The sequence below is a fragment of the Pseudomonas sp. SDO5591_S426 genome (genome assembly GCF_054070755.1).
The window spans coordinates 1-12,118 of sequence record NZ_JBSVXD010000176.1 but is presented as its reverse complement, the minus strand read 5'-3'; the positions used below and the strand labels follow the sequence as shown (position 1 = coordinate 12,118).

Below are 12,118 nucleotides of genomic sequence, written 5' to 3'. Positions count from 1 at the left end.
CTGTAGGAGCTGCCGCAGGCTGCGATCTTTTGATTTTGTCTAAAGTCGCTGCACTGCAAAATCCTGCAACTGCGGATAGAACAACCGAAAATCCTCGCTCAACGGTTCATATAATCGCCGCAATTCCTGCATCGCCGGCGCCAGCTCTTCCGGCCGGGTCAAGCGCCGGGAAATCCCCCGCAGCACCTGCTCCAGCACTTCAAATTCCCGATAAGAACCCAGCCAGTCGTTGGCCACCATGTGCGGCGCGATCTTCGCCAACCGTTCCGGCAATTGCTGTTCGCTGGACAGTACGCGGTAAACGTCTGAAGTGAACAACTCCAGCGGCCGATCGGCATACAGCGTCCAGTCGCGCGCCAGGCAATGGTCAAAAAAAACGTCGAGGACGATCCCGGCGTAACGCCGGCGCGTCAGGGAAAACCGCGACAACGCGACATCCACCAGCGGATGGCGATCGGTGAATACGTCGATGCTGCGATGCAGCTGGATGGCCGCTTCGATCTCCGGTTCAAACTGCCCTTGCAGCCTGCCTTTGACGAAATCGCCATACAGACTGCCGAGCAATTGACCGGGACGCTGGCCACCGAGGTGAAGATGTGCGAGATAGTTCATGGGCGCAGCTTAGCACTGCGTCCTGGTATCTACATCCATCGTATCGTTATAACCCGATATACCGATTTATTCGGTCATCAGACCAAAATCATATTGGTGTATCGCGAAATAGCGATATAAAGTTCGCCTCATCGCGATATAGCGTTTTACTGATCACGAGCACACTGCCATGAACCTTGACCTCGACGAAATAATAAAAGCCCTGGCACACCCAGTACGGCGAGACATCCTGCACTGGCTCAAAGACCCGACCGTCGAATTTCCCGACCAGTCCCACAGCAACGAGCACGGCGTTTGCGCCGGGCAGATCGATCAACGTTGCGGCCTGTCGCAGTCCACGGTGTCCGCACACCTGGCGACCCTGCAACGCGCCGGCCTGATCAGCAGCCGCAAAGTCGGCCAGTGGCATTTCTTCAAACGCAACGAGGAAACCATTCAGGAGTTCCTCAAAATCTTCAGCAAAGAGCTCTGACCCTTTACGTCAGCCAGCCGACAAGGAATTAAAACAATGCCCCTCTCGCTACTCATCCTCGCGTTGAGCGCCTTCGCCATCGGCACCACCGAGTTCGTCATCATGGGCTTGCTGCCCGATGTGGCGGCCGATCTCGGTGTGTCGATCCCCGGCGCCGGCTGGCTGGTGACCGGTTACGCCCTGGGCGTGGCCATCGGTGCGCCGTTCATGGCGCTGGCCACCGCCAGGCTGCCGCGCAAGGCTGCACTGGTGGCGTTGATGGGCATTTTCATCATCGGCAACCTGCTCTGCGCAGTCGCCAGTGACTACAACGTGCTGATGTTTGCCCGTGTGGTCACGGCCCTGTGTCACGGCGCCTTCTTCGGTATCGGTTCAGTCGTAGCCGCCGGCCTGGTGCCAGCGAACAAACGCGCCTCGGCCGTGGCCCTGATGTTCACCGGCCTGACTCTGGCCAACGTACTCGGTGTACCGCTGGGCACTGCCCTCGGTCAGGAAGCCGGCTGGCGTTCGACCTTCTGGGCGGTGACCGTGATCGGTGTGATTGCGCTGATTGGCCTGATCCGCTTCCTGCCGGCCAAGCGCGATGAAGAAAAACTCGACATGCGTGCCGAACTGCGCGCTCTCAAAGGCGCCGGCATCTGGTTGTCGCTAAGCATGACCGCGCTGTTCGCCGCGTCGGTGTTCACCCTGTTCACTTACGTCGCTCCACTGCTGGGCGAAGTCACCGGCGTGTCGCCCCGTGGCGTGACCTGGACCTTGATGCTCATCGGCCTGGGCCTGACGGTCGGCAACATCATCGGCGGCAAGATGGCCGACAAGGGCCTGGCCGCGACGTTGATCGGCGTGTTCATCGCCATGGCCGTGGTGTCCACCGTACTGACCTGGACCAGCGTCGCGCTGATCCCGACCGAAATCACCCTGTTCCTCTGGGCCACCGCGTGTTTTGCCGCCGTACCTGCCTTGCAGGTCAACGTGGTGACCTACGGCAAAGCGGCACCGAACCTGGTCTCGACCCTGAACATCGGCGCCTTCAACGTCGGCAACGCCTTGGGCGCCTGGGTCGGCGGCAGCGTCATCGCCCACGGTTTCGGCCTGACCAGCGTGCCGCTCGCGGCAGCCGCACTGGCGGTACTCGCCTTGCTGGTGACCCTGATTACTTTCCGCCAGAACGGCAATCCCGAGCTGGCTCCTGCTACCAACTGATTCACTTACCTCACGAGGGTTGTACTGAATGACCACTATTTTCGATCCGATCAAACTGGGCGACCTCGAGTTGGCCAACCGCATCATCATGGCTCCGCTGACCCGCTGCCGCGCCGACGAAGGCCGTGTGCCGAACGCGCTGATGGCCGAGTACTACGTGCAACGCGCCACCGCCGGGTTGATCCTCAGCGAAGCGACTTCGGTCACGCCAATGGGCGTCGGCTACCCGGACACCCCGGGTATCTGGTCCAACGACCAGGTGCGTGGCTGGGCCAACGTGACCAAGGCGATCCATGGCGCGGGCGGCAAGATCTTCCTGCAACTGTGGCACGTGGGTCGTGTATCGCATTCGTCGTACCTCAACGGTGAAGCGCCGGTCGCACCGAGCGCCATCCAGCCCAAAGGTCACGTCAGCCTGGTTCGCCCACTGTCCGACTACCCGACCCCGCGCGCCCTGGAAACCGCTGAAATCGCCGACATCGTCGACGCCTATCGCACCGGTGCCGAAAACGCCAAGGCCGCCGGTTTCGATGGCGTGGAAATCCACGGCGCCAACGGTTACCTGCTCGACCAGTTCCTGCAAAGCAGCACCAACCAGCGCACCGACAACTACGGCGGTTCCCTGGAAAACCGTGCACGCCTGCTGCTGGAAGTGACCGACGCCGCGATCGAAGTCTGGGGCGCCGGCCGCGTCGGTGTGCACCTGTCGCCTCGTGCCGATTCCCATGACATGGGCGACGACAATCTGGCCGAAACCTTCACCTACATCGCTCGTGAGCTGGGCAAGCGCGGTATCGCGTTCATTTGCTCCCGCGAGAAAGAAGGCGCCGACAGCCTTGGCCCGCAAATCAAGGAAGCCTTCGGCGGCCCGTACATCATCAACGAACGCTTCACCAAGGACAGCGCCAACGCGTGGCTGGCCAGCGGCAAGGCTGATGCGGTCGCTTTCGGCGTCCCGTTCATTGCCAACCCGGACCTGCCTGCACGCTTGAAAGCCGACGCGCCGCTGAATGAAGCGCGCCCGGAACTGTTCTACGCCAAGGGCCCGGTCGGCTACATCGACTACCCGACGCTGTAAACACTCTGCGCTGAAACGCAAAAAGCCCCGACTCGAAAGAGCCGGGGCTTTTTATTACCAGAACTTCGATACCCCTGGAGCTGCCGAAGGCTGCGATCCTTTGATTTTTTGTGTGTTTAATAACGCCAAGATCAAAAGATCGCAGCCTTCGGCAGCTCCTACAGGGATTGCACGCTCACAAACCCGACACAAAATTCCTACAAAATACCGAGCTTGCTACCTGTCAACCTGCCGAGCCTGCGTATATAAAAGCACCCCATTGCCTTAGAACGCGTGAAGAACTGTTCATCTATGGCTTGGACGGTTGACACACAAGTCGCCGATTACGCATTTTGCTTCACTTGCGCAGGCTGGGGCTGAAGCGCAACAGATCCAGTCCGGTATCGACCCATCGTTCGGCCTCGATGTGCAGTTGAAAGCTGTCGGGTGCCAACAGCCACTGATACAAGATGCCATCGATAAAAGCGTGCAGGCTGATGGCCGCTCGAGCGGTGTCGAGGTTTTCCGGCAACTGCCCGCGATTCACGGCGTTACTCAAGGCCAGGCCGATCCGCACATTGCAGTCGAGGCTGGCTGCCACGCGCTGTTGGCGCAGGTCGCACATTTCATCGGTGAATTCGCACTTATGAAACAGAATTTCGTTGATGCGCCGGGTTTTCGGGTCCAGTGCAATTTGATGAAACAAATGAATCAACAATTTGCGCATGCAGCCCAAGGGATCGAGTTCGTCTTCGCTCTCGCTGGCCTTGGCCATTTCTTCCAGCGGCTCATGCAAGGTGTCGAGCATGGCCTGCACCAGATCCGCCTTGTTGCTGAAATGCCAGTAGATAGCACCGCGAGTGACGCCGGCCAGGGTCGCGATATCCGCCAGGGTGGTTCGGGCCACGCCCCGCTCGTAAAAGGCTTTCTCGGCCGCTTCGAGTATCTGGCTACGGGTTTCTTGAGCTTCCTCTTTGGTGCGACGAACCATGGCAGTACAACCTCAATCAGGATGCTTCAGCGATGTCTGAATATCAGCTGAATAAAAGTGGGGCGAGCGCTCTTGGGTATCGTCCCCGGGCCTACAATTCCAACCTTTCAGCGGCGTCTGTAACGGCGTGGATACACAGCCAAGGTATTTACAAACAACCGTGAACGTAAGTATATTACTTAGCATGCTACTTATCCACCCGGCACCCAATTTTTACCTTCCATCTTTTCTTGTGCGTTTATTTCGCGCCTGACCCGAGGATTTTCATGCAATTCAAGCCAGCTGTTACCGCTCTGGTCGCCGCCGTCGCCCTGGCATCGCTGCTCAGCGGATGCAAAAAGGAAGAAGCTCCACCGGCCGCACCACCGCCTCAGGTCGGCGTCGTCACCCTTCAGCCGCAAACGTTTACGCTCACCTCGGATTTGCCGGGGCGCACCAGCGCGTACCGCATTGCCGAGGTTCGTCCGCAGGTCAACGGCATCATTCTCAAGCGTCTGTTCAAGGAAGGCAGCGACGTCAAGGCCGGCCAGCAGCTGTATCAGATCGATCCATCGATCTATGAAGCGACCCAGAAAAGCGCCGAAGCCAACCTGCGTTCGACCAAGTCGATTTCCGATCGCTACCAGCAACTGGTCAACGAACAGGCCGTGAGCCGCCAGGAATACGACACGGCCGTGGCCAACCGCCTGCAATCGGAAGCCGCGCTGCAAACGGCCCAGATCAATGTGCGCTACACCAAGGTCTACGCGCCACTGACCGGTCGTATCGGTCGATCTACGGTCACCGAAGGCGCGCTGGTCAGCAATGCCCAGACCGAGGCGATGGCCGTGATCCAGCAACTCGACCCGATCTACGTCGACGTGACCCAGTCCTCGGTAGAGCTGCTGCAACTGCGCCGTGACCTGGAAACCGGTCGCCTGCAAAAGGCCGGCGACAACGCCGCGACCGTCAAGCTGACCCTCGAAGACGGCAGCCAGTACAAACTCGACGGCAAGCTGGAGTTCTCCGAAGTTTCGGTTGACCAGACTACTGGCTCCGTGACGCTGCGCGCCGTGTTCCCGAACCCTGATCACACGCTGCTGCCGGGCATGTTCGTCCACGCCCAGTTGCAGGCCGGTGTGAACAGCGCGGCGATCCTGGCCCCGCAACAAGGCGTGACGCGCGACCTCAAAGGCACCCCGACCGCACTGGTCGTCGGCCCGGACAACAAGGTCGAACTGCGTCAGCTCAAGGCCAGCCGTACCGTCGGCAACCAATGGCTGATCGAAGACGGTCTGAAAGCCGGCGATCGCCTGATTACCGAAGGCCTGCAATTCGTCAAACCTGGCATTGAAGTCAAGGCCAGCGATGCGACCAACGTAGCCGCAAAGAACCCGGCCCCCGCACAGGCAGCTGACAAGGCTTCCAGCGGCAAAGGGGAGTAAACCATGTCGAAATTTTTTATCGACCGTCCGATTTTCGCCTGGGTAATTGCCCTGGTGATCATGCTGGTCGGGGCACTATCGATCCTCAAGCTGCCGATCAACCAGTACCCGAGCATTGCGCCTCCGGCCATCGCCATTTCCGTGACCTACCCGGGCGCTTCCGCGCAAACCGTGCAGGACACCGTGGTTCAGGTGATCGAGCAGCAGCTCAACGGTATCGACAACCTGCGTTATGTGTCCTCGGAAAGTAACTCCGACGGCACCATGACCATCACCGCGACCTTCGAGCAAGGCACCAACTCCGATACCGCGCAGGTCCAGGTCCAGAACAAGCTGAACCTGGCCACCCCGCTGCTGCCGCAAGAAGTGCAGCAACAGGGTATCCGCGTGACCAAGGCAGTGAAGAACTTCCTGCTGGTGATCGGCGTGGTGTCGCGTGACGGCAGCATGACCAAGGACGACCTGTCCAACTACATCGTGTCGAACATGCAGGACCCGATCTCGCGGACTGCCGGTGTCGGTGACTTCCAGGTGTTCGGTTCGCAGTACGCCATGCGTATCTGGCTCGACCCGGCCAAGTTGAACAACTTCAACCTGACCCCGATCGACGTCAAGACCGCCATCGCCGCACAGAACGTGCAGGTGTCGTCCGGTCAACTCGGCGGTTTGCCTGCCCTGCCCGGCACCCAGCTGAACGCGACGATCATCGGCAAGACCCGTCTGCAAACCGCCGAGCAGTTCGACAAGATCCTGCTCAAGGTCAACAAGGACGGTTCCCAGGTTCGTTTGAAAGATGTCGCCGACGTTGGTCTGGGTGGTGAGAACTACAGCATCAACGCCCAGTTCAACGGTGCCCCGGCATCCGGTCTGGCGGTGAAACTGGCCACCGGCGCCAACGCGCTGGATACCGCCAAGGCGCTGCGCACCACCATCGACAACCTCAAGCCGTTCTTCCCGCAAGGGATGGAAGTGGTGTTCCCGTACGACACCACCCCGGTGGTGACCGAGTCGATCAAAGGCGTGGTTCACACCCTGGTTGAAGCGGTTGCGCTGGTGTTCCTGGTGATGTTCCTGTTCCTGCAAAACTTCCGCGCCACCATCATCACCACGATGACCGTGCCGGTGGTATTGCTCGGTACATTCGGCATCCTCGCGGCCGCCGGTTTCAGCATCAACACCCTGACCATGTTCGGCATGGTGCTGGCCATCGGTTTGCTGGTGGACGACGCCATCGTCGTGGTGGAAAACGTCGAACGGGTGATGAGCGAAGAAGGCCTGTCGCCCAAGGAAGCCACCAAGAAATCCATGGGGCAGATCCAGGGCGCACTGGTCGGTATCGCCCTGGTGCTCTCGGCAGTTCTGTTGCCGATGGCGTTCTTCAGCGGTTCCACCGGTGTGATCTACAAGCAGTTCTCGATTACCATCGTCTCGGCCATGGCCCTGTCGGTTCTGGTTGCACTGATCTTCACCCCGGCGCTCTGCGCCACCATGCTCAAGCCAATCAAGAAAGGCGAGCACGGCACCCCCAAACGTGGCTTCTTCGGCTGGTTCAACCGCAACTTCGACCGTGGTGTCAGAAGCTACGAGCGTGGCGTGGGCAGCATGCTGACGCACAAGGCGCCGTACCTGTTGGCTTACCTGATCATCGTCGTTGGCATGATCTGGCTGTTCACCCGCATTCCAACGGCGTTCCTGCCGGAAGAAGACCAGGGCGTACTGTTCGCCCAGGTGCAAACTCCGGCCGGTTCGACTGCCCAGCGCACCCAAGTGGTCGTGGACGAAATGCGTGAATTTCTGCTGCGTCCGGGCAAGGATGGCGGTGAAGGCGATGCGGTGAACTCGGTGTTTACCGTGACCGGCTTTAACTTCGCCGGCCGAGGCCAGAGCTCGGGTATGGCGTTCATCATGCTCCGCCCGTGGGACGACCGTAACGCCGACAACAGCGTGTTCAAGGTTGCAGCCCGTGCCCAGCAGCACTTCTTTACCTTCCGTGACGCGATGGTGTTCGCTTTCGCCCCGCCAGCGGTACTGGAGCTGGGTAACGCCACCGGTTTCGACGTGTTCCTGCAAGACCGCGCCGGTATCGGTCACGAAAAACTGATGGAGGCGCGCAACCAGTTCCTTGGTATGGCGGCGCAAAGCAAGATTCTGACTCAGGTACGTCCGAACGGCCTGAACGACGAGCCGCAATACCAGCTGGAAATCGATGACGAGAAGGCCAGTGCCCTGGGCATTACCATCGCCGACATCAACAACACCCTGTCGATTGCCTTGGGCAGTAGCTACGTCAACGACTTCATCGACCGTGGTCGGGTGAAGAAGGTTTACGTGCAAGGCCAGCCGGGCGCTCGCATGAGCCCTGAGGATCTGAAGAAGTGGTACGTGCGCAACAGCGTCGGCACCATGGTTCCGTTCTCGGCATTCGCCAAGGGTGAGTGGATCTACGGTTCGCCGAAACTGGCCCGTTACAACGGCGTGGAAGCGATGGAAATCCTCGGTGCCCCGGCGCCGGGTTATTCCACCGGTGAAGCCATGGCCGAAGTCGAAGCCATTGCCAAGAAGCTGCCGGCTGGTGTCGGTATTTCCTGGACCGGCCTGTCGTACGAGGAACGTTTGTCCGGCTCGCAAGCGCCAGCGCTGTACGCCCTGTCGCTGCTGATGGTGTTCCTGTGTCTGGCGGCGTTGTATGAAAGCTGGTCGATTCCGATCGCGGTAATGTTGGTGGTGCCGCTGGGGATCATCGGTGCGCTGATGGCCACCAGCCTGCGCGGTTTGTCCAACGACGTGTATTTCCAGGTGGGCCTGTTGACGACCATCGGTCTGGCGGCGAAAAACGCCATTCTGATCGTCGAATTCGCCAAGGAACTGCACGAGCAAGGACGCAGCTTGCGCGAGGCGGCGATCGAAGCCTGCCGCATGCGTCTGCGACCGATCATCATGACCTCGCTCGCCTTCGTTCTCGGTGTGGTACCACTGGCGATATCCACGGGCGCAGGTTCGGGTAGCCAGCATGCAATCGGTACCGGCGTGATTGGCGGTATGATCACTGCAACCGTACTGGCGATCTTCTGGGTCCCACTGTTCTTCGTCACTGTGTCGGCCATGGGTCAGCGTAAAAACGTCGACCAGGAAGACGCTACTGAAACTCCTAAAGAGGCTGGCTAATGAGCAAGTCGCTACTCTCCCTGGCAGTCGCCGCCTTCGTGCTCGGTGGCTGCTCGCTGATACCTGACTATCAGCAGCCGGAAGCTCCGGTGGCAGGTCAATACCCGCAGGGCCCGGCGTACTCGCCGGCCCAGGCACCGGCGCAGGCCGCTGCCGAGCAAGGCTGGAAGCAGTTTTTCCACGACCCGGCGTTGCAACAGCTGATCCAGGTTTCCCTGGAAAACAACCGTGACCTGCGTGTCGCGGCCCTGAACATCGACGCGTTTGCGGCTCAATACCGCATCTCCCGCGCCGATCTGTTCCCGGCCGTCTCGGCCAATGGCACCGGCACCCGTCAGCGGGTTCCGGCCGATGCTTCGCAGACCGGTGAAGCGGGCATCACCAGTTCCTACTCGGCCACCGTCGGCATCAGTGCTTATGAACTCGATCTGTTCGGTCGGATTCGCAGCCTGAACGAAGAAGCGCTGCAGAAGTACTTCGCCACTGAAGAAGGCCGTCGCAGCACGCAGATCAGCCTGGTGGCCAGCGTGGCCAATGCCTACCTGACCTGGCAGGCCGACAAGGAACTGCTGAAGCTGACGCAGGACACCCTCGCCGCGTTCGAGGAGAGCTACAAGCTCACTGCGCGCAGCAACGAAGTCGGGGTTGCTTCGGCCCTGGATCTGGCGCAGTCGCGCACCTCGGTGGAAAACGCCCGTGCGCAACTGGCGAAGTACACCCGTCAGGTCGCTCAGGACGAGAACAGCCTGGTGCTGCTGCTCGGCACAAGCATTCCGGCCAACCTGCAAGCGGCCAAACCGCTGGCGGACGATCTGTTGGCCGAAGTTCCGCCTGGCCTGCCGTCGGACTTGCTGCAACGTCGTCCGGACATCCTGCAAGCCGAATACAACCTGAAAGCGGCCAACGCCAACATCGGCGCAGCACGCGCAGCGTTCTTCCCGAGCATCAGCCTGACCGCCAATGCCGGGACCCTCAGCCCGGACCTGTCCGGTCTGTTCAAAGGCGGTTCGGGCACCTGGCTGTTCCAGCCGCAGATCAACCTGCCGATCTTCAACGCCGGCAGCCTGCGCGCCAGCCTGGATTACTCGAAAATCCAGAAAGACATTGGCGTTGCGAACTACGAGAAGTCCATTCAAACAGCCTTCCAGGAAGTCGCCGACGGCCTGGCCGCCCGCCAGACCTACGTGCAACAGTTGCAGGCGCAGCAAGACTTCGTCAGCGCCAACCAGGACTACTACCGCCTGGCCGAGCGTCGCTACCGCATCGGTGTCGACAGCAACCTGACCTTCCTCGATGCCCAGCGTCAGTTGTTCAGCGCGCAACAAGTGCTGATAACCGACCGTCTGGCGCAACTGGTCAGCCAGGTCAACCTGTACAAGGCCCTGGGTGGTGGCTGGAATGAGCAGACGGCGAAGAACGAGCCGTTGAAAGAAGAAGCGCCGAAGTTGAAGTTGTTCTGATAGCGCAGTGAAAACAAAGAGCCCACCGATTGGTGGGCTTTTTGTTGGCTGCTGGAAAAGTTGTGTTAGCCGTGCGGGCCTCATTGCTGGCAAGCCAGCTCCCACAGTGTCCGTGTCGTACGTAAATTTTATGGTCCACTGTGAACCTGTGGGAGCTGGCTTGCCAGCGATGAGGCGCTGAAGAACAGCACAAAAACCAGAGCCAATCTTACGTTCGATAATCGCCCAAAACCCGCTTTCAGCAATTGAACCATCCAGTACATTCCCCGCACCATCCGACCCACAAAACCAATAACAACAGGTTCGATACCATGCCCCCGCGCCCTGCCCTGTCCGGCTGATCCCCAGGCGTCACCCCAAAAAATCGACTACCTGTCCGCACCCTCCCGGTCGCGGCATCACCCCGTTTCATCCCCAAGAATCAGAGAGACCCGAGCCCATGACGCCTTCCACCGCGCAGTATTTCGTTCCCAGCCTGATCGCCGTCGCTCTGGCCAGTGCGGCCCTGCCCGCCCAGGCCGAAGAATCAGGCTTTGTCGAAGGCGCCAAGGCCAACCTGAACCTGCGCAACTTCTACATCAACCGCAACTTCACCAACCCGACCAAGGCGCAGGGCAAGGCTGAAGAGTGGACGCAAAGTTTCATCCTCGACGCAAAATCCGGGTTCACCGAAGGCACCGTCGGGTTCGGCATGGATGTGCTGGGGTTGTATTCGGTGAAGCTCGATGGCGGTAAAGGCACAGGCGGTACGCAGCTACTGCCGCTGGACAGCGACGGTCGCCCGGCGGACAACTTCGGGCGCACCAACGTGGCGTTCAAGGCCAAGCTGTCGCAGACCGAAGTGAAGGTGGGCGAATGGATGCCGGTGCTGCCGATCCTGCGTTCGGACGATGGTCGTTCACTGCCGCAAACCTTCCGTGGCGGGCAGATCACGTCGAAGGAAATCGCTGGTCTGACGCTCTACGGCGGCCAGTTCCGCCAGAACAGCCCGCGCGACGACAGCAGCATGGACGACATGTCGATGACCGGCAAAGCGGCATTCACTTCCGACCGTTTCAACTTCCAGGGCGGCGAATACCTGTTCAACGAAAAGCGCACCCAGATCGGCATGTGGAATGCCGAGCTCAAGGACATCTACAGCCAGCAATTCATCAACCTGACTCACAGCCAACCGATCGGCGACTGGACCCTCGGCGCCAACCTCGGGTTCTTCTACGGCAAGGACGACGGCAGCGCCCGCGCCGGCGAGCTGGACAACAAAACCATGTACGGCCTGCTCTCGGCCAAGTACGGCGGCAACACCTTCTACGTCGGCCTGCAAAAGCTCACCGGCGACAGCCCGTGGATGCGGGTCAATAGCAGCAGCGGCGGCACGCTGGCCAACGACAGCTACAACTCCAGCTACGACAACGCCCGGGAAAAATCCTGGCAGGTGCGTCACGACTACAACTTCGTCGCCCTCGGCGTACCGGGCCTGACGCTGATGAACCGCTACATCAGCGGCGACAACGTGCATACCGGCACGATTACCGATGGCAAGGAATGGGGACGTGAATCGGAATTGGGCTACACCGTGCAGAGCGGCGCGCTGAAGGACCTGAACGTGAAATGGCGCAACTCGACCATGCGCCGGGATTACAGCAACAACGAGTTCGATGAGAACCGGGTGATCATCAGCTATCCGATCAGCTTGCTTTAACGTCAAAAGATCGCAGCCTTCGGCAGCTCCTACAG

Annotated in this window: 9 protein-coding genes; 7 read left to right on the top strand and 2 right to left on the bottom strand. The window is 60.0% G+C overall.

Features of this window, described 5'->3' with window-relative positions:
• Nucleotides 1-39 precede the first annotated feature (39 nt).
• Nucleotides 40-612 (bottom strand): acyl carrier protein phosphodiesterase, encoded by a 573-nt coding sequence (locus ACW9JC_RS24570; RefSeq protein ID WP_457458186.1) that lies wholly within the window; start codon nucleotides 610-612, stop codon nucleotides 40-42.
• Between the two features lie 169 nt (nucleotides 613-781).
• On the opposite strand from ACW9JC_RS24570, the gene ACW9JC_RS24565 reads away from it, so the two are divergent.
• The 3 genes from ACW9JC_RS24565 to ACW9JC_RS24555 are packed head-to-tail and all read left to right on the top strand — an operon-like array spanning nucleotide 782 to nucleotide 3,365.
• Complete coding sequence (locus tag ACW9JC_RS24565) at nucleotides 782-1,084, top strand: ArsR/SmtB family transcription factor (protein WP_130904349.1); 303 nt, start codon at nucleotides 782-784, stop codon at nucleotides 1,082-1,084.
• Between the two features lie 36 nt (nucleotides 1,085-1,120).
• Nucleotides 1,121-2,287, top strand: coding sequence for an MFS transporter (locus tag ACW9JC_RS24560; protein ID WP_338585153.1), 1,167 nt, complete (start codon nucleotides 1,121-1,123; stop codon nucleotides 2,285-2,287).
• Between the two features lie 28 nt (nucleotides 2,288-2,315).
• Nucleotides 2,316-3,365: an alkene reductase gene (locus ACW9JC_RS24555; RefSeq protein WP_457458183.1), complete on the top strand. Its 1,050-nt coding sequence runs from the start codon at nucleotides 2,316-2,318 to the stop codon at nucleotides 3,363-3,365.
• A 337-nt stretch (nucleotides 3,366-3,702) separates the two neighbouring features.
• Here ACW9JC_RS24555 and emhR read toward each other — a convergent pair whose 3' ends face one another.
• On the bottom strand, nucleotides 3,703-4,335 hold the full coding sequence (emhR, locus tag ACW9JC_RS24550) for an efflux system transcriptional repressor EmhR (RefSeq protein WP_338585151.1): 633 nt from the start codon (nucleotides 4,333-4,335) through the stop codon (nucleotides 3,703-3,705).
• A 266-nt stretch (nucleotides 4,336-4,601) separates the two neighbouring features.
• Between emhR and ACW9JC_RS24545 the strand changes: the two genes are divergently transcribed.
• The 4 genes from ACW9JC_RS24545 to ACW9JC_RS24530 all read left to right on the top strand — a co-directional run bounded on the left by ACW9JC_RS24545 (nucleotide 4,602) and on the right by ACW9JC_RS24530 (nucleotide 12,083).
• Nucleotides 4,602-5,759 (top strand): efflux RND transporter periplasmic adaptor subunit, encoded by a 1,158-nt coding sequence (locus ACW9JC_RS24545; protein WP_338585150.1) that lies wholly within the window; start codon nucleotides 4,602-4,604, stop codon nucleotides 5,757-5,759.
• A gap of 3 nt (nucleotides 5,760-5,762) precedes the next feature.
• Nucleotides 5,763-8,924: an efflux RND transporter permease subunit EmhB gene (gene emhB, locus ACW9JC_RS24540; RefSeq protein ID WP_448106638.1), complete on the top strand. Its 3,162-nt coding sequence runs from the start codon at nucleotides 5,763-5,765 to the stop codon at nucleotides 8,922-8,924.
• Nucleotides 8,924-10,384 carry an efflux RND transporter outer membrane subunit EmhC gene (gene emhC / locus ACW9JC_RS24535; protein WP_338585148.1) on the top strand — a complete coding sequence of 487 codons (1,461 nt, stop codon included), beginning with the start codon at nucleotides 8,924-8,926 and terminating at the stop codon, nucleotides 10,382-10,384. Before emhB ends, emhC begins: the two co-directional genes overlap by 1 nt.
• 439 nt (nucleotides 10,385-10,823) lie before the next feature.
• Entirely contained in the window at nucleotides 10,824-12,083 is a 1,260-nt protein-coding gene (locus tag ACW9JC_RS24530) for an OprD family porin (protein WP_457458179.1), read from the top strand.
• The last annotated feature ends 35 nt before the right edge of the window (nucleotides 12,084-12,118 follow it).